15 protein-coding genes are annotated in these 21,368 nt (G+C 71.1%); 7 read left to right on the top strand and 8 right to left on the bottom strand.

Annotated features, from left to right (window positions below):
- Positions 1-76: 76 nt before the first annotated feature.
- From V4Y04_RS22630 to V4Y04_RS22620, 3 genes are all read right to left on the bottom strand, one after another.
- On the bottom strand, positions 77-2,932 hold the full coding sequence (locus V4Y04_RS22630; RefSeq protein WP_332430148.1) for a protein kinase: 2,856 nt from the start codon (positions 2,930-2,932) through the stop codon (positions 77-79).
- Between the two features lie 153 nt (positions 2,933-3,085).
- A complete protein-coding gene (locus V4Y04_RS22625; RefSeq protein ID WP_332430147.1) occupies positions 3,086-5,194 on the bottom strand; it encodes a serine/threonine-protein kinase in 2,109 nt (702 codons plus the stop codon).
- Positions 5,195-5,762: 568 nt separating this feature from the next.
- Positions 5,763-7,469: a glycerol-3-phosphate dehydrogenase/oxidase gene (locus tag V4Y04_RS22620; RefSeq protein WP_332430146.1), complete on the bottom strand. Its 1,707-nt coding sequence runs from the start codon at positions 7,467-7,469 to the stop codon at positions 5,763-5,765.
- 271 nt (positions 7,470-7,740) lie between these two features.
- Here V4Y04_RS22620 and V4Y04_RS22615 point away from each other — a divergent pair, with 271 nt between their 5' ends.
- Positions 7,741-8,949, top strand: coding sequence for a nucleotide sugar dehydrogenase (locus V4Y04_RS22615; protein WP_332430145.1), 1,209 nt, complete (start codon positions 7,741-7,743; stop codon positions 8,947-8,949).
- 700 nt (positions 8,950-9,649) lie between these two features.
- Here V4Y04_RS22615 and V4Y04_RS22610 read toward each other — a convergent pair.
- From V4Y04_RS22610 to V4Y04_RS22595, 4 genes are all read right to left on the bottom strand, one after another.
- Positions 9,650-10,774 carry a GuaB3 family IMP dehydrogenase-related protein gene (locus V4Y04_RS22610; RefSeq protein WP_332430144.1) on the bottom strand — a complete coding sequence of 375 codons (1,125 nt, stop codon included), beginning with the start codon at positions 10,772-10,774 and terminating at the stop codon, positions 9,650-9,652.
- A 235-nt stretch (positions 10,775-11,009) separates the two neighbouring features.
- Entirely contained in the window at positions 11,010-12,518 is a 1,509-nt protein-coding gene (gene guaB / locus V4Y04_RS22605; RefSeq protein ID WP_332430143.1) for an IMP dehydrogenase, read from the bottom strand.
- A gap of 183 nt (positions 12,519-12,701) precedes the next feature.
- Entirely contained in the window at positions 12,702-13,289 is a 588-nt protein-coding gene (locus tag V4Y04_RS22600) for a sigma-70 family RNA polymerase sigma factor (protein ID WP_055591952.1), read from the bottom strand.
- Between the two features lie 802 nt (positions 13,290-14,091).
- Positions 14,092-14,703, bottom strand: coding sequence for a response regulator transcription factor (locus V4Y04_RS22595; protein WP_003948568.1), 612 nt, complete (start codon positions 14,701-14,703; stop codon positions 14,092-14,094).
- A gap of 379 nt (positions 14,704-15,082) precedes the next feature.
- Between V4Y04_RS22595 and V4Y04_RS22590 the strand changes: the two genes are divergently transcribed.
- Positions 15,083-15,478 carry a WhiB family transcriptional regulator gene (locus tag V4Y04_RS22590; RefSeq protein ID WP_332430142.1) on the top strand — a complete coding sequence of 132 codons (396 nt, stop codon included), beginning with the start codon at positions 15,083-15,085 and terminating at the stop codon, positions 15,476-15,478.
- A 169-nt stretch (positions 15,479-15,647) separates the two neighbouring features.
- Here V4Y04_RS22590 and V4Y04_RS22585 read toward each other — a convergent pair whose 3' ends face one another.
- On the bottom strand, positions 15,648-16,544 hold the full coding sequence (locus V4Y04_RS22585) for a LysR family transcriptional regulator (RefSeq protein WP_332430141.1): 897 nt from the start codon (positions 16,542-16,544) through the stop codon (positions 15,648-15,650).
- Between the two features lie 81 nt (positions 16,545-16,625).
- Between V4Y04_RS22585 and V4Y04_RS22580 the strand changes: the two genes are divergently transcribed.
- The 5 genes from V4Y04_RS22580 to V4Y04_RS22560 all read left to right on the top strand — a co-directional run bounded on the left by V4Y04_RS22580 (position 16,626) and on the right by V4Y04_RS22560 (position 21,278).
- Positions 16,626-17,330 (top strand): MOSC domain-containing protein, encoded by a 705-nt coding sequence (locus V4Y04_RS22580; protein ID WP_332430140.1) that lies wholly within the window; start codon positions 16,626-16,628, stop codon positions 17,328-17,330.
- A gap of 291 nt (positions 17,331-17,621) precedes the next feature.
- The gene (locus tag V4Y04_RS22575) at positions 17,622-18,395 is read left to right on the top strand and encodes an SDR family NAD(P)-dependent oxidoreductase (RefSeq protein WP_332430139.1); all 774 of its coding nucleotides are present in this window, start codon (positions 17,622-17,624) and stop codon (positions 18,393-18,395) included.
- A gap of 131 nt (positions 18,396-18,526) precedes the next feature.
- Positions 18,527-19,231: a hypothetical protein gene (locus tag V4Y04_RS22570; protein ID WP_332430138.1), complete on the top strand. Its 705-nt coding sequence runs from the start codon at positions 18,527-18,529 to the stop codon at positions 19,229-19,231.
- A 120-nt stretch (positions 19,232-19,351) separates the two neighbouring features.
- Positions 19,352-20,692 (top strand): AAA family ATPase, encoded by a 1,341-nt coding sequence (locus V4Y04_RS22565; RefSeq protein ID WP_332430137.1) that lies wholly within the window; start codon positions 19,352-19,354, stop codon positions 20,690-20,692.
- The gene (locus V4Y04_RS22560) at positions 20,646-21,278 is read left to right on the top strand and encodes an RloB family protein (RefSeq protein WP_332430136.1); all 633 of its coding nucleotides are present in this window, start codon (positions 20,646-20,648) and stop codon (positions 21,276-21,278) included. Before V4Y04_RS22565 ends, V4Y04_RS22560 begins: the two co-directional genes overlap by 47 nt.
- Positions 21,279-21,368 lie beyond the last annotated feature (90 nt).

Below are 21,368 nucleotides of genomic sequence, written 5' to 3'. Positions count from 1 at the left end.
CTGTGATGGTTCCCACTGCGGGAAACGGGCGGTGGCAGATGCGACGGCGGCGACCGCGGAGGCGTACGGAGCCGGGTCAGCCGGTGAACCGGTAGGTCACCGAGGCCTGTTCGAACAGCCGGGTGACCTCGTCCCGTTCGCCCTCCGGGCCGCGCACCTGCAGCACGTGGTACCGGCCGTCGATCAGCACCGCGAGGTTGCGGATGTACAGCTCGCCGCTGTCGCCGGTCCAGGTGAACTGGCCCTCCGCCATGGCCCGTCCGCCCACCTTGATGGTCTTCAGACCGGTGGAGGTGGCCCAGCTGGAGTCGCGGTACGGCTGGAGCTCGCGTTCGTCGTCCCGCTGATAGGCCATCGGGTCGTCTCCGTACTGCGCGGCGCTGTCCCGGCCGGGTACGACGATCAACTCGAATGTGCCGCTGGAGTAGAGGACCTGACCGCTGCCGTTCTTCCCGGTGCGCTGCCAGCCCTTCGCCACGGCGACGCGGAAGCCCTCCGGGTCCTCGCGCAGGGTGAAGCCCTCGGGGACACCGGAATCGTCGGGGCCGGTGGTCTGCGTCTCGTCGGCCGCGCCGGACTCCCCGGTGCCGCCCTCCGGGTTCTTCGGATCCTGCGGCTCCGCCGATGAGTCACCGGCTCCCGGCGCGCCGCCCGCCTCCTGCGACGGAGTCGCCTCGCCGGTCGCACCGGCCGCGCCGGTACGGTCGGCCGCCCCCGTGCCCGAGGTCTCCTCGCCGGCCTTCGGCATGAACATCACGGCGTACGTGATCGCGGCGGCCATGGCGAGCAGCACCAGCAGGAGCAGGGTACGGCCCAGCCGTCGTGGGGACCCCGAATCCTGCTTGGCCCGCTTGTGCCGTCCGTGGTGCGCGGGCAGCCCGGCGCGGCGCCTGCGCACCAGCTCGCCCCGACGGCGCACGATCGGCAGCCGGCTGGTGTCGACCGGGGGTGCCGCTATGACGTGCATGCCGGCTTCCGGCTCGGGCGCCGACCGCACCAGCGAACGCAGCCAGCCGCGCAGCTCCTCGAAGTCGAGCCGCTCGGTGGGATCCTGGCGCAGGAGCGACTCCACGACCGGCCTGAGCGGCCCGCACTCCTCGGCGAACGCGGCGGGCTCGGCGCACACCATCTGCACCAGCTCGGCCGTCGACTCCTCCGGATAGGGCGCGTGCCCCTGTACGGCCCGGAACAGAAGCGCGCCCAGCGCCCACAGGTCGGTCGCGGGGCCGATGGGCGCGGCCAGTCGCCAGTTCTCGTGCACGGGCCCGGCCTGCTCCGGCGCCCACCGCTCCGTCACGGGACCGACGACGGCCATCCGCGTCTGTCGTGCCCGCTCGGCGGCCAACGCTGTGGTGGGGCCCCGGCGCGCGGGTACGTGGGCCGCCGGCTCGTCCCAGCGGGCGGCCGGGACGGCTCCGTCGGGCAGTGCGGCCCCGGCCGGGTCTGTCGCTCCGGCCGCGGGGCCGAGCGCGGGTGCCGGTGCGAATCCGCCGGGCGGCAGGGCCGTACGCCCGTACCCGTCGCCCCCGCCGGGAACGCCACCACCCACGTTCCCGTTCCCACTGCCACTGCCACTGCCACTGCCACTGCCACTGGGCAACGGTGGGCTGTCGGTGCCCGGTTCGACGGCGGGAGCACGGCGGGACGTGGCACCGTACCGGCCGGTGGCCTCCACCCCGTACGGGTCGGCGATCAGCCCCGGCGGGAGCGCACCGGTCCCACTACCGCCCGGGGTGCCCGACGAACCATTGGTGTGCGGTGCGAGGGCGGCCGGGCCGCCGCCCTCGGTGGCGGGAGCGGCACCGGGCAGGGCGGTCCGGTCCAACCGCTGTGCCTCCTGCACCCGGGCGGCGGCACGGGCTCCCGCACGGTACGCGGCGATCGCCCCCGCGCGGGCGGCCCTCACGTCTCCGGCGCCGTCCACGGCCCGCGGTTCCGCCGCGGCGGAGGCCCCACTGCCCGGGTCCGTCGCCCCGCCCCCGGGCAGCCGACCGGCCCGCGCCTCGATGGCGGCCCTCCGCACGGCATCAGGATTCGGTTCGGAGCCCGGCCCCTGGGCGGGACCGGTACCGAAACGGTGTGCGGGACCAGAACCGGGCGCGGGGTCGGCGGTGAAGCCGGGCGGCCACGACGGAGTGCGCCCCGGCGCCTGTGCCGGAATACCGGTTCCCGTGGGTGCCACGGGTCCCAAGGCCTCGGCTGCCGAGCCCGAGCCCGATCCCGCGCCCGGTACCGCCGGGTTCGGGACAGCCGTACCCGGAAGAGCCCTGCCCGGAGAGGCGGTTTCCGGAAGGAACGTGTCAGGAGCAGGGACCGGGTCGTACCCGCACAGTGCCTCTTCCGCCGCGCCGACCGCGAGACCGGTCAGCATCACACGGCCGTCGTCGCAGACCAGCACCGTGCGCGTGGTGATGTTCCGGTGCACCCAGCCGTGGCCGTGCAGGACCCGTACGGCCATCAGAACGTCGGCGGCGATCTCGGCCGCCCGGTACGGGGTCAGCGGCCGTTCGGCCAGCAGCGCCGCCAGCGGACGGGCGGACACCAGTTCACTGACGATCCAGAGGGAACCGCCCTCCGCGAACACGTCGAAGACCTGGTCCAGCCGCGGATGGTCGGGGATGGCCGCCGCGGCCTGCGCGGCCTCGACCGCTCGCCGCACCACGGGGTCGGCGGGCCTCCGCGCGCCCGCGCGGTCGGCCGTACGCCCGCCGGCCCGGCGGGCGCTTCCGTCACGCGCCGTGAAACCGTCGGGCAGTCCTTCCGCGTCGAGCACCTCGGCCTCGACGACCTCCGGCAACGGGACCTGCCTGACGAGGACTTCCTGCCCGCTGTAGGTGTCGAAGGCGCGGGTCTCGGTCAGTTCGTACTCGTCCGAGGGCGGCAACGGCAGGCGGTAGCGGTCGGCGAGGACCCGCCCCGCGTATTCGTCCACTGCGCCTCCCCCGGCATGATGGTCGGTCAGGTCCGCTCGCCCGGCGGCCTGTTCCGGCTGCGTACGGTCCGCAAACACTCACGATACGTGCCGGAGGCAACCCGAAGAGAGGGGATGCCACATCTCATTTCCCCATCGGACGGCCACTCATGCTCAGGACGTGGGTTCAAAGGACCGCGTCAGCGCCTGCCAGGTCTCCTTGCGCTGCTCGTCGCCCCACCCATCGGCCTTCGCCGTGTACATCAGCGCATACCCGACCCGGCCGTCCACGACGAACCCCCGGTCGATGGTCCGGTACTTCGTACCGCCGTCCACGTAGGTGAACTCCCAGTCGGCGGTGTTCCACCCCCGGTAGTCCACCGCCTCTATTCGGACCCTCTCGTACTGCGAACGCACCATGTAGCGTTCCTGGTTCTTCCAGTCGGCCACCGGATCGCCCGCCGGCGTGGAGGTCCAGGCGACGAGCAGCTTCTGCCCGTCGGGCCCGGTGAACCGGTCGCCGGCCGTCCCCGTCGACGCGTACTTCCAGCCCTCGGGCAGCCCGATCGTGTAACCCTGGCTTCCTTCGTGCGTCTTCGCCACCGGGGCGTCCCCCGCGTCCCCGGCCGAGTCGCTCGAACCGCTGTCGCCCTCGTCGCTGTCGCCCGCCCCGGTGCCGGTGTCGCCGGATCCCGCTCCCGTGCCGTCGTCCTTCGGTTCGGCCGTCTCACCGTCGGTGCGGGTGCCGTCGTCCTCACCGGCCTCGGAGCCGTCGTCCTTCTTGGTGTCGGCGCTGGGCGCCTGGCCGGAGGCGACCTGCTCCGTACCGCCCTTCGCCCCCGCGCCGCCCTCGTCGTCATCGCCGTCGAGCGTGAGGGCGAGCACGGTACCGAGCACGGCGAGCACCACGACCACCGCGATGACGACCAACGTCCGCCGCGGCACCACATCGGTGAGCGACGCCTTCGGCACGGGACGCGCCGGCAGGTCCGGCGGCGTCATCACGGGCCATCCCGAATCCCGGGCGCCCGCTGCCGAGTTCGACGCCGATCCGGAAGCCACGCCGGGCACCGGACCGGACCCGCGGGCCGCGGCCGGGCCACCCGGGCGCACCCCGCTCCCGGCCCCTGTTCCAGCTCGAGCCGTCGTCGTCGGCGCGGTGGCCGAGGCCGCCGGATTCGCCGGTGTCACCGAGGCGGCCCTGCCGGCCGTCGAACCGGCGGCACCGCTGCCGGACTTGGCGCGCGTCGCAGCCGCGGAACCGGCCGCCCCGGCCGCCCCCGCGGCCTTCCGCACGGAACGCATCGCGCCGCGCAGCTTCTCCCCGGCCTCCTCGCCGCCCCGCCTGCCCCTGCCCCGTCCGTCGGGCTGCTCGGGCAGCGGCACGACCTTCGTCGCGTCCGCCGGTTCCGACTCGCCCCCCTTGGTCCCGGGCGCGTTGATCACCGCGTTCAGCATGGCCCGCGAAGCGGCGTCGTCGAGCCGCTGGGCCGGGTCCTTGGCGAGCAGCCCGTAGATGACGTCCCTGAGCGGTCCCGCGTTCCTGGGCTCCTCGAGCGGCTCGGTCATCACCGCCGTGAGCGTCGCGATCGCGGACCCCTTGTCGTACGGCGGCGTGCCCTCCACCGCGGCGTACAGCAGCCCGCCGAGCGACCACAGGTCGGCCGCCGGCCCCGGCTTGTGCCCGCGGGCCCGCTCCGGAGAGATGTACGAGGGGGCACCGACCAGCATGCCGGTCGAGGTGATGGACGGGTCGCCCTCGACCTGGGCGATACCGAAGTCGGTGAGTACGACCCGGCCGTCCTCGGCGATCAGTACGTTCGACGGTTTCACATCACGGTGCAGGATGCCCTCGCGGTGCGCGGAACGCAGCACGTCGAGCACCGCGAGCCCGACCTCGGCGGCCCGCCGGGGCTTCAGCAGACCGTCCTCCCGGATGGCCTCGGCGAGCGACTTGCCCTCGACGAGTTCCATCACGATCCAGGGCCGGTCGTCCTCCTGGACCACGTCGAAGACCGTCACGGCGTTGTTGTTACGGATCCGCGCGATCGCCTTGGCCTCGCGCAGCGTCCGTGTGATCAGCCGCCGTTTCTCCTCCTCGTCGATGCTCGACGGGAACCGAAGCTCCTTGACGGCGACGGTCCGTCCCAGGGTTTCGTCCTCGGCGCGCCACACCGTCCCCATGCCGCCGCGGCCGAGCACATCCCCCAGCCGGTACCGCCCGGCGAGCAGACGTGCGCTCTCGTCCTGACGGGTTGTCCCCGCCCGCTCCGGCTCCGACATGCGTCCCCTCATGCAACCCGGCCTGACAGAGCCTTCATTGTCCCTCACCCGACAAGTGCTCAGCGCCCAGGGTGCCCCTGGCCGTACCCCGCGCCCGGCGCGCCCGGGGCCCGTGTGAAGGGCGTGCTCCGCGGCCCCGCACGATGTCCCTCCGGCACGAGGGGAACCGGATACCGCCACCCCAGGAGGCTCTTGACCATCGCTGTGTCCGTGGCCTTGCTCTCCCTGGCACCGCCGGCTTCCTCGGCTGCGTCTCCCTCCTTCCCCGGACGCACTCCTCCCGTTGCTGGTCACACAGGGTGGAGCCTCGGCGGAGGCCCTGGCGGCCGTGGAGGAATCCGGCCCGTGCCGTGCCCCCGCCGCAAGGGCTCGAGCCGGGCCGACCTCTTCCGCGCCGGCCGCGTCACGAAGACGTTCATCGCGGCGCCCGGGCTGCGACTGACGGATGAACACCTCCTGTCGCTGCCCGGCACCGTGGAAAAAACATCTGCCGAAACTCGTGCGAGGAGAGGGAGGAGAGGGCTGCGACGGCCGCGTACCGGCGTACCGGCGTACCGACGGCACCGTCCTACAGCGGCATGATGTCCGGGGCCCCCAGCCGGGCCGCGTCCGCCGTCAGGTCGTCCGGCTGCCGCTGCGACTCCCGTTCGGCCTCCACCCGCTTCTCGTAGTGCCGCACCTCGCGCTCTATCCGGTCCTTGTCCCAGCCCAGCACCGGCGCCATCAGCTCGGCGGCCTCCCGGGCACTGCGCGTCCCCCGGTCGAACGTCTCGATCGAAATACGGGTGCGCCGGGTCAGCACGTCGTCCAGGTGCCGCGCCCCCTCGTGCGAGGCGGCATAGGTGATCTCGGCGCGCAGGTAGTCGTCGGCCGCCTGCAGCGGTTGGCCCAGCGAGGGGTCTTCGGCGATGAGTTCCAGGACCTCTTCGGTCAGCGCCCCGTACCGGTTCAGCAGGTGCTCGACCCGCACCACGTGCAGTCCGGTGCGTGCGGCGATCCGGGCCCTCGCGTTCCACAGCGCCCGGTACCCCTCGGCCCCGACCAGCGGTGTGTCCTCGGTGACGCAGGCGGCGACCCGCGCATCGAGCCCGTGCACGGCCTCGTCCACCGCGTCCTCGGCCATCACGCGGTACGTCGTGTACTTGCCGCCCGCGACCACCACGAGTCCGGGTACGGGATGCGCCACGGTGTGCTCCCGCGACAGCTTGCTGGTCGCGTCGGACTCACCGGCGAGCAGCGGCCGCAGACCGGCGTACACGCCCTGGACGTCGTCCCTCGTGAGCGGGACCGCGAGCACCGAGTTCACGTGTTCGAGCAGGTAGTCGATGTCCGCGCTGGACGCGGCCGGGTGTGCCTTGTCGAGGTCCCAGCCGGTGTCCGTGGTTCCGACGATCCAGTGCCGCCCCCACGGGATGACGAACAGGACGGACTTCTCCGTGCGCAGGATGAGCCCGGTGGTGGAGTGGATGCGGTCCTTGGGGACGACCAGGTGGATGCCCTTGGAGGCCCGTACGTGGAACTGGCCCCGCTCGCCCACCATCGCCTGGGTGTCGTCGGTCCACACCCCGGTGGCGTTGACGACCTGTTTGGCGCGGACTTCGTACTCCCCGCCGCCCTCGACGTCCTGCACCCGCGCGCCGACGACCCGTTCGCCCTCGCGCAGGAATCCGGTCACCCGCGCGCGGTTGGCGACCCTCGCGCCGTACGCCGCCGCGGTGCGCACCAGGGACGCCACGAACCGGGCGTCGTCCATCTGGGCGTCGTAGTACTGGAGGGCCCCGACCAGGGCGTCCTTCTTCAGACAGGGTGCCACGCGCAGCGCGTGACGACGGCTCAGGTGCCGGTGCGCGGGGAGTCCCCGTCCGTGTCCGGGGGCCATCGACATGGCGTCGTAGAGGGCGACGCCCGCCCCCGCGTACAGCCGCTCCCAGCCCTTGTGCTGCAGCGGGTAGAGGAACGGCACCGGTTTCACCAGGTGCGGGGCGAGCCTCTCCAGCAGCAGACCGCGTTCCTTCAACGCCTCCCGCACGAGGGCGAAATCGAGCATCTCCAGGTAGCGCAGGCCTCCATGGATCAGTTTGCTGGATCGGCTGGACGTGCCCGACGCCCAGTCGCGTGCCTCGACCAGTCCTGTGGACAGGCCGCGTGTCACGGCGTCCAGCGCGGTGCCCGCACCGACCACGCCGCCGCCCACCACCAGCACGTCCAGTTCACGCTCCGCCATGGATGCGAGTGACTCGGCACGCTCCGCCGGTCCCAGTGTCGCTGTCCTCACCGCTGCCTCCCGCTCGTCGGTCGCATCGGCCGCACCCGTCGGGCGAAGCCCGGCCCCCCTCCCTCATGCCCAAATTCTCGCCGGGTTGTCCGACTTCAGCCACCACACGCCCCAACCTGTGGATAACTCTCGCCCCGACTCGGCGAAACTCGGGCGATCAATACAGCAAATCGGTCATATTTACTCCTAGTCTGACATTGCGCTCGCTCGTTCTGTCCACAGGACTTGCGCGCCTGTCCCGCTTCGGTTACTGGGAAGGACGGCCCACGCCATGCCCGCAGATCTCGCCGTCATCGGACTCGGCCCGTACGGCCTGCCCCTGGCCCAGGCCGCCGTCGCCGCCGGCATCCCCACCATCGGCTACCGGACCGGCCCGGAGGCCGCCTCCCTCAGCCCCGCCGAGCTGCGCCGCATGGTCGCGCAGGGATTCCGCGCGATCACCGGCCCCGCCGAGCTCGGCCGGGTACGTACCGCGGTCATCTGCGCGCCGACCCCGCGCGGCGCGGACGGCGGACTGGATCTCGGCCAGGTGGAAGCGGCAGCCCGCACCCTGGCCGCGCGGCTGCGACCGCACACCACGGTGATCCTCGAGTCCCCGGTGCCCCCCGGGACGACCGAGGAGTTCCTCCGCCCCCTCCTCGAATCCGGATCCGGCCTCCGCGCGGGCCGTGACTTCCACCTCGCCTACTCCCCCAGCCGCGTCGACCCCGGCAACCGTGACTTCACCCCCGCCAACACGCCGAAGGTCATCGGCGGGCTCACACCGGCCTGCACCGAGTCGGCCGCCGCGTTCTACGGGAGGCTCAGCGACAAGGTCGTCCGCGCGCGCGGCCCGCGGGAAGCGGAGACCGTGCAGTTGCTGGAGACCAATTTCCGGCACGTCAACACCGCCCTCGTCAACGAGATGGCCGTGCTCTGCCACGACCTGGGGGTCGATCTGTGGGACGTCATCCGCTGCGCGGAGACCAAGCCCTTCGGCTTCCACTCCTTCCGCCCCGGCCCCGGCGTCGGCGGCCACGCCGTCACCCAGGACCTGACCGCCCACACGGGCCGCACCCTGCGGATGGCGGAACTCGCCCAGCAGGTCAACGGCCGGATGCCCCACTACGTCGTGCAGCGCGCCGCCGCGCTCCTCAACGAGCACGGCAAGTCGGCCCGCGGCGCACGCGTGCTGCTCCTCGGCGTCACCTACAAGGCCGACCTCGCCGACCAGCAGGGCAGTCCGGCGCGGGAGATCGCGATGCGGCTGATGGAGCTGGGCGCCTCCGTCAGTTACCACGACCCGCACGTCCCGTCCTGGAGCGTGCTCGACCGCCCCCTCCCCCGCGCGGACTCCCTGTACGAGGCCGCCGCCGAAGCCGACCTGACGATCCTGCTCCAGCAGCACCGCACGTACGACCTCCAGGGCCTGTCCGTGAAGGCCCAGCTGCTGCTGGACACGCGCGGGGCCACCCCGACGGGGGCGGCGCACCGGTTGTGAGAGAGGGCGCCCACGGCGCACCGCGCTCCAGGGCTTGGTGGTGGGCGGCGTCCCGCGCGGGTACCTTGGGAGACAGGCGGAGCCCACCGCAGAGGCTACTGCGGCAGGCTCCAGGATGGTTCACAAAGTGCCCACCCCTAGTTCTCGTAGGGGTGGCCGCCAAAAAAGGTGGAGCCCACCGCAGCGGACACTGCGGCAGGCTCCAGGATGGTTCACAAAGTGCCCACCCCTACTTCTCATAGGGGTGGTCGCTCACCATCCGAAAATCCGCAGAATCCACCTCCTCCGGCACTTCACCGTCCACAGACGGATCCGGTCCCAGTGGGTGGGCTTGCGGTGACGACCCATGGGCACGCCCCCTTCCACGAGGCCGCCCGTCAGCCCGGTAGGGCGGTCCGTTCGAAATCGGGCCGGGCCCTGAAGGGCGGGGTCCGGAACGTGTTCCTTGGAAGGGGGCGACCCGGAGAAGCGAGCCGCCGGACACGGACGCTACCGCCCCGAATCAGCCCATCTCCCGGTATTCACGCCGAAGGCAACCGCGCGCCCCCTGCCGCCCCACGCGCCCCCACCGTCACGGCACCGTCCTCACAGACCTCACGGACCTCACGGACACACGACTGGGCCCGGCCGTCCCCACAGGGACGGCCGGGCCCAGTCGTCGTCTCAAGGGCGCCGCGCTCCGGGCGAGCGCGGCGTCACGTCATCGCCGGTGCTGCGAGTCCGCCACCGTCACCTCGACGCGCTGGAACTCCTTCAGCTCGCTGTAACCGGTGGTGGCCATGGCGCGGCGCAGGGCGCCGAAGAGGTTCATCGAGCCGTCGGGCGTGTGCGACGGGCCGGTGAGGATCTCCTCTATGGTGCCGACGGTGCCGAGGTCGACCTTCCTGCCGCGCGGCAGCTCCTCGTTCACCGCCTCCATGCCCCAGTGGTTGCCCTTGCCCGGACCGTCGGTGGCACGCGCGAGCGGGGAGCCCATCATCACCGCGTCGGCGCCACAGGCGATCGCCTTGGCCAGGTCGCCCGACCAGCCCACACCGCCGTCAGCGATCACGTGCACGTACCGGCCGCCGGACTCGTCCATGTAGTCACGGCGTGCGGCGGCCACGTCCGCGACCGCGGTGGCCATGGGGACCTGGATGCCGAGCACGTTGCGGGTGGTGTGCGCGGCGCCGCCGCCGAAGCCCACCAGGACACCGGCCGCACCGGTACGCATCAGGTGCAGGGCCGCGGTGTAGGTGGCGCAGCCGCCGACGATCACCGGGACGTCGAGTTCGTAGATGAACTGCTTCAGGTTGAGCGGCTCGTGCGAGCCGGAGACGTGCTCCGCGGAGACGGTCGTACCGCGGATCACGAAGATGTCCACGCCGGCGTCGACGACGGCCTTGGAGAACTGCGCGGTGCGCTGCGGGGAGAGCGCGGCCGCGGTGACCACACCCGAGTCGCGCACCTCCTTGATGCGCTGCCCGATCAGCTCCTCCTTGATGGGAGCGGCGTAGATCTCCTGGAAGCGGCGCGTGGCCGTCTCCGCGTCCAGCCCGGCGATCTCGTCGAGCAGCGGCTGCGGGTCCTCGTACCGCGTCCACAGTCCTTCGAGGTTCAGCACGCCGAGGCCGCCGAGCTCACCGATGCGGATCGCCGTGGCCGGTGAGACGACCGAGTCCATGGGGGCGGCCAGGAAGGGCAGCTCAAAACGGTAGGCGTCGATCTGCCAGGCGATCGAGACCTCCTTCGGGTCCCGCGTACGGCGGCTGGGGACGACGGCGATGTCGTCGAAGGCGTACGCCCTGCGGCCGCGCTTGCCGCGCCCGATCTCGATCTCAGTCACGTTTGTGGCCTTTCCCTATGCGTTGCAGCGCTTTCCAGTATCCCCGACAGTCCCGCCCCGCATCGCCCCGGACGAACGGGGAGGGCGGCCCGGAGCTCTCCCGGACCGCCCTCGGACGACTGTCACACACCGTGCGCCCCGTCGTACGGCCTGCGCGCGCGTATGCGCGAGGCGCGTAGGGGCCGTCGCTGCCGGACGGCCGTCCGACACGGGTTCGGGCGCGGGCGCGGGGCTGTCAGCGCTTGTTGCTGTAGTTGGGTGCTTCCACGGTCATCTGGATGTCGTGCGGGTGGCTCTCCTTGAGCCCCGCGGAGGTGATCCGCACGAAGCGGCCGTTCGCCTGCAGGTCGGGCACGGTCTGGCCGCCGACGTAGAACATCGACTGCCGCAGGCCTCCGACCAGCTGGTGGACCACCGAGGAGAGCGGGCCGCGGTAGGGCACCTGGCCCTCGATGCCCTCGGGGACGAGCTGCTCGTCGGAGGCGACGCCCTCCTGGAAGTAACGGTCCTTGGAGAACGACTTGCGGTCGCCGCGGGTCTGCATCGCGCCGAGCGACCCCATGCCGCGGTACGACTTGAACTGCTTGCCGTTGATGAACATCAGCTCGCCCGGAGACTCCTCGCAGCCCGCGAGCAGCGATCCCAGCATCACCGTGTCGGCGCCCGCCACCAGGGCCTTGGCGATGTCGCCGGAGTACTGCAGGCCGCCGTCGCCGATGACCGGGACGCCGGCGTCCTTGGCGGCGAGCGCGGCTTCGTAGATCGCGGTGACCTGCGGCACTCCCACACCTGCGACGACGCGCGTGGTGCAGATGGAGCCGGGGCCGACGCCGACCTTGATGCCGTCGCAGCCCGCGTCGACCAGGGCCTTGGCACCGTCGCGCGTGGCGACGTTGCCGCCGATGACGTCGATGCCGGCGGAGTTCGATTTGATCTTGGCGACCATGTCGCCGACGAGGCGGGAGTGGCCGTGCGCGGTGTCGACGACGATGAAGTCGGCGCCCGCCGCGATCAGCGCCTGGGCGCGATCGAAGGCGTCGCCGGCGACGCCGACCGCGGCGCCGACCAGCAGCCGGCCCTCGCCGTCCTTCGCCGCGTTCGGGTACTGCTCGGCCTTGACGAAGTCCTTGACCGTGATCAGGCCCTTGAGGACGCCGTGGTCGTCGACCAGCGGAAGCTTCTCGATCTTGTGGCGGCGCAGCAGCTGCATGGCATCCGCGCCGGAGATGCCGACCTTGCCGGTGACCAGCGGCATCGGCGTCATGACCTCGCGCACCGGCTGGAAGCGGTCGGTCTCGAAGGTCATGTCGCGGTTGGTGACGATGCCGAGGAGCTTCTTGTTGCCGTCGGTGACCGGGACGCCGCTGATGCGGAACTTGGCGCACAGGGCGTCCGCCTCGGCGAGGGTGGCGTCCGGGTGGATGGTGATGGGGTCGGTGACCATGCCGGACTCGGAGCGCTTCACCAGGTCGACCTGGTTCGCCTGGTCCTCTATGGACAGGTTGCGGTGCAGGACGCCGACGCCGCCCTGGCGGGCCATCGCGATCGCCATGCGCGATTCGGTCACCTTGTCCATGGCGGCGGACAGCAGCGGGACGTTGACCCGCACGTTCCTGGAGACGTGCGAGGCGGTGTCGATCTCGTCGGGCGCCATGTCCGACGCGCCCGGCAGCAGCAGCACGTCGTCGTAGGTCAGCCCGAGTGTCGCGAATTTACCGGGCACTCCGTCGACGTTCGCAGTCATGACACCTTCCCCAAATGGCCTTGATCGGTGCGGATGTCCATGCTAACGGGAATGAGAGGCGTCTCATTCCACGGTTCCACAGGGCTCCGGTGTTCTTAAGTTCGTATGTTCGTACGGAATCGGCCGGGCGCCCGTTCATCACCCACGGGGCGGCCGGGCGGCGGATGGTTTCCGCAACGGCGGTTACTGCTCCGCCAGGGCGCGCAGCCGGCTCAGGGCGCGGTGCTGGGCGACCCGGACGGCACCGGGTGACATTCCCAACATCTGGCCGGTCTCCTCCGCCGTGAGGCCCACGGCGATCCGCAGCAGAAGCAGTTCGCGCTGGTTCTCGGGCAGGTTGGCCATCAGCTTCTTGGCCCATTCGGCGTCGCTGCTGAGCAGGGCGCGCTCCTCCGGCCCGAGGGAGTCGTCGGGACGCTCGGGCATCTCGTCGGAGGGCACCGCTGTCAGACCGGGGTGACGCATCGCGGCGCGCTGCAGGTCGGCGACCTTGTGTGCGGCGATGGCGAAGACGAACGCCTCGAAGGGGCGGCCGGTGTCCTTGTAGCGGGGCAGTGCGAGGAGCACCGCTACGCAGACCTCCTGGGCGAGGTCCTCGACGAAGTGCCGGGCGTCGCCCGGCAGCCGGGACAGCCGGGTGCGGCAGTACCGCAGTGCCAGGGGGTGGACATGGGCGAGCAGATCGTGCGTGGCCTGCTCGTCCCCGTCGACGGCTCGGTGGACGAGCGCACCGATCGCCCCTTGGGCAGTGCCCGCCTCGTCGTCGCGCATCGGTCCATGGTGCCTTGCGGGCGTCGGCTCTGCGGCACCCCGTCCGTTGTTGTGCACCGAAGCGTTATGAGCAGGTGCGGCGGAACTCATCCCCTGCGCCCTCCTCTTCCGCTCGACCGACTTGTCCCCGAGGAACTCCACACCTCAAGGATGCGTCATCCGCGGCGAAACAGGCACAGGGCACCCGGTCACCGCCTTCGGCGCCCTGCCGGACCGGGCATTTCACGTCCCTGCCGACGAGGTGCGCGCGGACGACCGCGGGACCTGACGTCCGGATCGGCCCGAAGCCGTCCGGCGGGGTAGGCACCCTGCCGGCCCACGGATCACGGATCATTGACCACGGACCATTGACCACGTCCGGACGGGCAACGGCAGCCCGTGTCGGAGAACATTGCCCGCCTCCGACACGGTCCCACAAGGACGCAGGCCCGGCAGACACAGGCTCGGCAGACGCGGTCCGGACGAATCCGGTCCGGGCGGGTTCATCCGCGCGCCCCCGCCCACCGGCCACCTCTCGGTGCCGTGCACCGGAACCGGGCCGATCCGAAGGGCAGGCCCTGGGGCGTTTTCGAGAGTCCCGCCTGCCCCGCGGCGTCCGGCGCGTACTCCCCCAAGCTCTTCGAGCAGGGGGGACCCCCAGCCGCGTTGTCGGGATCGCCCACGTACGCGCCCAGTATGCGGGCGACCCTCCGCCGTGCGATCGCACGCTCCCCCAAGCTCTCGGCTCCGCTCGAGCAGGGGGACCCCCATGACGCCGCGGGGCCCGCCCTCCGGACGGCCGGCGCTACGTTCGAAACACGCCCTAGCGCACCAGGCCCCACCGGAACCCGAGTGCCACGGCGTGGGCCCGGTCCGACGCCCCGAGCTTCTTGAAGAGCCGCCGGGCGTGCGTCTTGACGGTGTCCTCGGAGAGGAACAGTTCGCGGCCGATCTCGGCGTTGGAGCGGCCGTGACTCATGCCTTCGAGGACCTGGATCTCACGCGCGGTGAGCGTGGGCGCGGCGCCCATCTCCGCCGAGCGCAGCCGCCGCGGGGCGAGCCGCCAGGTCGGGTCGGCGAGGGCCTGCGTGACCGTCGCACGCAGCTCCGCGCGGGAGGCGTCCTTGTGCAGATAGCCACGGGCGCCGGCGGCCACCGCGAGCGCCACGCCGTCGAGGTCCTCGGCGACGGTGAGCATGATGATCCGCGCGCCGGGGTCGGCGGACAGCAGTCGCCGGACGGTCTCGACACCCCCCAGGCCGGGCATGCGCACGTCCATCAGAATCAGATCCGAGCGGTCGGCCCCCCAGCGGCGGAGAACTTCCTCGCCGTTGGCAGCCGTCGTCACGCGCTCGACGCCGGGCACGGTCGCAACCGCGCGGCGAAGCGCTTCTCGGGCAAGCGGGGAGTCGTCGCAGACGAGGACGGAAGTCATGACCGCCCTCCGCAGCTGATGCGCGTCACCTTGAGCCTCCAGGCTGGTACGAAATCGTCACCCGTGCGGTCGACCGCTTCGGACACCTGCCCGAGCGCTTGTTCCTTCAACCGCCTCGCACTCTCAACGACGGTCACTCAAAAGAGTTACGGGGCCGTCTGCCGTCTTCGGCACTCTACGTGAGGGGACGAATACGGCGCAGACACGCGCGGAGACCCTCGAACTTTCATCACAACCCGTGCCCCGTTCGGCCCCTTTTCTTCCCATTTACTGGTGTCTGAGGCTAGATTCGCAATGAGTCATATTTTCATCTACTTGGATCGTAGTTGTACGGTCGTGGACACCGGATCCGCCCAGAACGGCTACTAGGGGTCACGCAATGGCAGATTTCTCCCGCCTTCCAGGACCGAACGCGGACCTGTGGGACTGGCAGCTCCTGGCCGCGTGCCGCGGGGTGGACAGCTCGCTCTTCTTCCACCCCGAGGGTGAGCGCGGTGCGGCACGAAGTGCTCGCGAGAACTCGGCCAAAGAGGTCTGCATGAGGTGCCCGGTACGCGCCGAGTGCGCCGCCCACGCCTTGGCCGTGCGCGAGCCGTACGGCGTGTGGGGCGGACTGACCGAGGACGAGCGCGAAGAACTGATGGGTCGGGCGCGCCACCGGCTGGTGTCGGCACCGGCAGCGACATCGGCACCGGGTTCGCCGACGGCGTCGGCGGTGTCGTCGGTTGCTTCATCGGTCGCGTCGGTCGGCGAGCACGCCGCTTCGAACAACTGAAGGAACGTTTCTTCACATCGGGCGCACACGTGTGCCCTTTTGGCTTTTCGCGGGGGTACCCGGCGTTCTGTCCCCACAGGGCGACGGAGGAGAGAAGACGGCGACCGAACCCCGGATCCGAGAAGGGGCGGGACGGGAGAGACCGGCTCCCTTGAGTGCCGGGTCCCGGCTAACGGCCGCCCGCGCGCGCCAGCTGGTCGAGGGTCGCGCCGACCGCGGGCACCTGGGCGAGGTCGGGGAGGGTCAGGGCGACGATCTCCCGCCGCACCGCGGGCTCCAGCGCGACAGTGCGCACACCCCTGGGCCGTACGGACTCGATGGCCAGCTGAGGCAGAACGGCCACCCCGAGCCCCGCGCCGACCAGGCCGGCCACAGCGGGGTAGTCGTCGGTCGCGAAGTCGATGCGGGGGGTGAAACCGGCCGTCTCGCACACCTCTATCAGCTGCCCCCGGCAGCGCGGACAGCCGGCGATCCACGGTTCTTCGGCGAGTTCCCCTATGGCCAGGGAGTCCATGTGCGCCAGCGGGTGCCGCTCGGGCAGGAGCCCCACGAGCCGGTCCGTGAGGAGCGGCCGCACGACGAGGTCGTCCCACTCCTCCGCGCCCGCCGCCCCTTCGTAGCGGAAGGCGAGGGCCACGTCGCAGTCGCCCTCCCGCAGCATCTCGACGGACCGGGGCGGTTCGGCCTCCTCCAGGGAGACGCGGGTGCCCGGGTGGGCTTCGCGGAGCGCGGCGAGGGCTGTCGGGACGAGCGTCGAGCTGCCGCTGGGAAAGGACACGAGCCGCACCCGCCCCGCCCGCAGCCCGGCGATCGCGGCGACCTCCTCCTCGGCGGCCGTCAGCCCGGCGAGGATGCCTGCGGCATGGCGCACCAGCGCGTCCCCGGCCTGCGTCATGCGCATCTCCCGTCCGGTGCGGACGAGCAGGGGCGTGCCGACGGACGCCTCCAGCGCCTTCATCTGCTGACTGACGGCGGGCTGGGTGCAGCCCAGTTCCCTGGCCGCCGCGGAGAACGAACCGGCGGTGGCCACGGCGCGCAGTACTCGGAGATGACGGGCCTCGATCACGCCCCAAGAATAAGCCGCCCTTTGACGCGGCACCGAATATCGCTTCGACGCTTTGAATACGCATCGCTTACGGTGCGCCCCATGAAACTTCTGTCTGTGAACCTGGGTCGCCCCGAGGCCGTTCCGTACACGGACCAGCCCGAGGGCCTGACCGGCATCGGCAAGCGGCCGGTGGACGGACCGGTGCGGGTGGCGGCGCCGGGGTCGGAGGGGTTCGGCGCGAGCGGACTGGCCGGGGACGCGGTGTGCGACACGCGGCACCACGGGGGCGACGACCAGGCGGTGTACGCGATGGCCCGCGAGGACCTCGACGAGTGGGAAGGCGTGCTGGGGCGCACACTGCCGAACGGCTCGTTCGGGGAGAACCTCACCACCGAGGGGATCGACCTGTCCGGCGCCCGGATCGGTGAACGATGGGCCATCGGGTCCGAGGTGGTGCTGGAGGTCACCTCCGGTCGCATTCCCTGCCGCACCTTCCAGGGCCATCTGGGTGAGAAGGGCTGGGTGAAGCGGTTCACGCGGCGGGGCGCGCCGGGCGCGTATCTGCGGGTGGTCCGGCCCGGTGAGATCCGGGCGGGCGACGCGATACGGATCGTGCACCGACCGGATCACGAGGTGACGGTCGCTCTGCAGTTCCGGGCGGTGACGACCGAGCAGACGCTGCTGCCGCTGCTGCTCGCGGCGGGCGACGCTCTCCACCCGGAGGCACTGGCGAGGGCACGGAAGTACAAGGAGAAGTACGAGGAAAGCCTCGGGGAGAAGTCCGGGGCAGTCCAGGGCCCCTGACGGCCGGTCGCCGCTCACCGGCCACGGCCTGCAGGGCCGTCCCGTGAGCACCGAGCACCTGCTCTTGACCGGCAGTCCGACAGTCCGTCAGTCCGGCCGGTACCCCGCCGGGCCATGCCGGGCATGGGACGGAAACGGAGACGGAGACGGAAACGGAGACGGAAACGGGTGGAAGGGTGGGGCGGGTTGAGGGGCGGGCGCGGGAGCGACTGATCCGGCCGGGCTTCAGTGCACCGGCCGGGACGGTGATCCCGACCGGACGCCCCGACTCCGGGTAACTAGTCTTGCGCCATGACAACCGCTCTGATTACGGGATCGACGGCCGGGATCGGTGCCGCGTTCGCGCGGCGGCTGGCGGCCGACGGGCATGACCTGGTGCTGGTGGCCCGCGACATCGGCAGACTCCGGGAGCAGGCGACCGAGCTCCACGACCGCCATGGCATCGAGGCGGAGGTGCTGACGGCCGACCTGTCCGAGGACAAGGGCATCGAGACGGTGACCGAGCGGCTGGGTGATCGTAAGAACCCCGTCGACCTGCTGATCAACAACGCGGGCTTCGGCAACAAGGGCCGGTACCTCGAGGTCCCCATGGCGGACGAGCTGAGGATGCTCAAGGTGCACTGCGAGGCGGTGCTCCGGCTGACGACGGCGGCGGTGGAGGCGATGCGGGAGCGCGGGCGCGGAGGCGTCGTGAACGTCGCCTCGACCGCGGCGTTCGTACCGCGCGGCACTTACGGGGCGTCCAAGGCGTGGGTCGTGCAGTTCACCCAGGGTGCGGCACAGGACCTGGCGGGCAGCGGCGTACGGCTGATGGCGCTGTGCCCCGGCTTCGTACGCACCGAGTTCCATGAGCGGGCGGGGATGGGGACGGACAACATCCCGAACTGGATGTGGCTGGACGCGGACAAGGTGGCCGAGGCTGCTCTCGCGGACCTGGCCCGCGGCAAGTCGGTGTCGATCCCGGACGTGCGCTACAAGACCCTGATGGGAGCGGCGAAGCTGGTGCCGCGCGGTCTCCTGGGCGGCTTCTCCTCACGGACGGGCCGCAAGTACGGACCTCAGTAGCGGACCACCATGACCGGTCGGACCACTCCGACCGGCCGGACCGCCATGACCGCCATGACCGCCCAGGCTGCCACGGCCTGGGCGGGTGGCAGTTGCAGCGGCACCGGCACCGGCACCGTCCAGGGCTGAGGGTGGAGTCGGCAGAGCCGCCGGGCAGTCGGCTGGGGTTGTCCTCCTCGGTCCTGCCGAGTACCGGTTCGCTCTACGCCGCCGCGCAGGGCCGTATCGCCGAGGGCAGGGATCCGCGGGAGGTGCTGTCCGCGCGGCTGGGTGAGGCCCGCCGCCGGGGCGGTTTCGTGGCCCTGACCTTGAAGGGTGCCGAGCTGCCGGGGACCGCGCGGGCGTTGGCGGAGCGGTTCGAGGTGACCGGTGTCCCGCTGAACACCCTGTTCCTGGACGCGCTGAAGGAGCTGGCCGAGGAGCAGTCCGTGCGCCGGCAGGCCCTGTTGAAGGCGGACGCCAAGTTCACGGTGACCGGTCTGCTGGGCGCGGCGCTCGCCTCGTACACGCGGTCGGCGGCCGAACGGGTCCGGCGGCGGGTGGTGGACCTCGCGGAACGCTCGGGTCCGCGCACGGTCCTGCTCGCCCACGAGGCCGGTCTGATCGCCCGCTACTGGGAGGCCGGCGGCCGCGAACTCCTGGCCGCTCTCCAGCAGGCGGCCAGACGGCCGGCCGACGTCCCGCACGGCCTGTGGCTGCTGCTGCCGGCGGAGGACCCGCGTGCCACACCCGTGCTGGACGGTCGCACCGTGGAGGTGGTGGACCGGGCCAGCGAGTGGGAGGTGCTGGACAGCCTCTTCGTCAAGGACCTCCGGTCCGCACCACCGGTGCCCTGACGGAACGACACCCGTACGGCTTGTTCCGGTACCTGATTGCGCGATTTTTCTTGCCAACCCCCTCCACCGGCGATTCACTTGCACAAAGCCCGGTGAAACTAGCTGCGGGAGGGGGTGCTCATGCTTCTGAACTTCAGGGTGGCCAATCACCGCTCGATCCGCGAGGAGCTGGAGTGGCAGCTTCAACCGGTGTACGAGGGGGACCGGCCGCCGGGCACCGCATGGGAGGCGGTACCGGTCGCGGGCATCTTCGGTTCGAACGCGGCCGGTAAATCGAACATCGTCGACGCGCTGCGCTACATGGCGGAGATGGTGAACCGCTCGCATCTCCTGGCGGAGGACGGCGAGGGCGTGAGCAGACAGCCGTTCCTTTCAGACGTCCGGGAGACGGACTCGTCCTGGTACGTCGCCGACCTCCTGGTGCGCGGGATCAGGTACGTGTACGGCTTCGAGGTGGACGACGAGTGTGTCGTCGGCGAGTGGTTGTACACCTACCCGGAGGGACGCAGGCGGGTGGTGTTCGAGCGGACCGGGGACGACTTCCGTGTCGGCAGTTCGCAGGACCGGCACAAGGAACTGCACACGGTCGCCGACGTGACGGCTCCCAATGCGCTGTTCCTTTCGGTGGCCGCCCGATCGAAGAGGGTCACGGACGTCGTCTACCCGGTGTACAGGTGGTTCCGGAGCGACCTGGTGTTTGGCGGCTCCTTGACGAATGGGCCGATGCACCGCGCGCTGATGCTCAGGAACCTCGCACGTCGGCTGGACCGACAGGGAGAGCCCGCCCATCTACGGGATCTGCTGCGCGTCGCGGACCTCGGTATCGAGGATTTCCGCGTGGAGACGGTCGAGGAGGAGCTGTACTCGTCGCGGTCCGTCCCCCGGGGTGCCGAAAAGGACACGCTCTTCGACATGCCGAGGCCCCACCGACGGACACGCCACGAGCTGCTGTTGAGGCACACCGGTAGGAACGGTCCGTTCGAGGTGCCGCTGGACGCGGAGTCCGCCGGTACGCAGGCGCTGGTGGAGTACGCGTTCACGCTGGAGGGGGTGGCCCGTCGCGGTGGCACCCTGGTGGTGGACGAGCTGGGCAGCAGCCTGCACCCGCGGCTCAGCTCGTTTCTGGTCGGTCTCTTCCAGGACCCGGAGCGCAACCCGAGGGGCGCTCAATTGCTGTTCACCAGTCATGACGTGAGCCTGCTGGGCCGTAGGGCCGGGGAGGACATTCTGAAGCGGGACCAGATCTGGTTCGTGACGAAGAACGAGTTCGGAGAGAGCTCGCTGTATCCGCTGTCCGACTTCCGGCCGCGCCAGGAAGAGAACCGGGAACGGCGCTATCTGAGTGGGAGCTACGGCGCGGTGCCCATGATCGACGACACGTTCACGCTGGCGATCGCCGGGCGGGGGGAAACGGGTGGCGAGGGATCCGAAGCGGGACGGCCGGAGGGCTCCGAGGCGTGAGTCCACGCTGCGCCGCAGGCCGGCGTACCGGGATTCGTTACCGACGATCCTGGTGGTGTGCGGGGCGAGGAATACCGAACCGGCTTACCTCAGAGGCCTTTTGAGAGCGGTCGACAATCGTGCCGTGGATGTCCGGGTCAAGGTCTGTCCGCAGGATCCGGTATCCGTGGTCCGGCACGCGGCGGGCGAGCGCAGGCGCGCGGGCGACCACTATTCCCACGCCTGGTGCGTCCTGGACGTGGATGACTTCGCGCATCTCGACGAGGCGCTGCGGCTGGCCCACAGTGAGGGCATCGACGTCGCCCTGTCGAACCCGTGCTTCGAGCTGTGGCTGCTGCTCCACTTCCGCGACCACCGCGCCCCGGTCGACGGCTTCCGGCAGGCCGAGCGGCACCTCGTCCCCCACCACCGCGGGTACAGCAAGGCCGCGGACAGGTTCGCCTTCGACCTTTACCGGGAGGCCTGGCCACAGGCAGTGGAACGGGCGCGGGCGCTGGCGAAGCCGGGTGAGGAGCACAAGAGGAACCCGTCAACCGCAATGTGGCGCTTGGTCGAGCACATCGTGCCGGCGTATCCGCAGACCTGAGCCGTACTCGTCTTCGGCCCCTGCCGTGACTGAGGGAGGCTGAGGGAGAATCGGGACGGCAGGGCCTCCAGGGGATGGGCGGACATGAAC

The organism is Streptomyces sp. P9-A2, from assembly GCF_036634175.1.
GTDB lineage: Bacteria > Actinomycetota > Actinomycetes > Streptomycetales > Streptomycetaceae > Streptomyces > Streptomyces pratens.
This window is presented reverse-complemented; position numbering and strand designations above follow the sequence as displayed.

What these genes read in the sequence shown, in the direction of transcription:
- V4Y04_RS22625 (WP_332430147.1), bottom strand. Translation starts at nt 5,194, where the DNA reads ATGTCGGAGCCGGAGCGGGCGGGGACAACCCGTCAGGACGAGAGCGCA.
- V4Y04_RS22615 (WP_332430145.1), top strand. Translation starts at nt 7,741, where the DNA reads ATGCCCGCAGATCTCGCCGTCATCGGACTCGGCCCGTACGGCCTGCCC.
- guaB (WP_332430143.1), bottom strand. Translation starts at nt 12,518, where the DNA reads ATGACTGCGAACGTCGACGGAGTGCCCGGTAAATTCGCGACACTCGGG.
- V4Y04_RS22600 (WP_055591952.1), bottom strand. Translation starts at nt 13,289, where the DNA reads ATGCGCGACGACGAGGCGGGCACTGCCCAAGGGGCGATCGGTGCGCTC.
- V4Y04_RS22595 (WP_003948568.1), bottom strand. Translation starts at nt 14,703, where the DNA reads ATGACTTCCGTCCTCGTCTGCGACGACTCCCCGCTTGCCCGAGAAGCG.
- V4Y04_RS22590 (WP_332430142.1), top strand. Translation starts at nt 15,083, where the DNA reads ATGGCAGATTTCTCCCGCCTTCCAGGACCGAACGCGGACCTGTGGGAC.
- V4Y04_RS22580 (WP_332430140.1), top strand. Translation starts at nt 16,626, where the DNA reads ATGAAACTTCTGTCTGTGAACCTGGGTCGCCCCGAGGCCGTTCCGTAC.
- V4Y04_RS22575 (WP_332430139.1), top strand. Translation starts at nt 17,622, where the DNA reads ATGACAACCGCTCTGATTACGGGATCGACGGCCGGGATCGGTGCCGCG.
- V4Y04_RS22565 (WP_332430137.1), top strand. Translation starts at nt 19,352, where the DNA reads ATGCTTCTGAACTTCAGGGTGGCCAATCACCGCTCGATCCGCGAGGAG.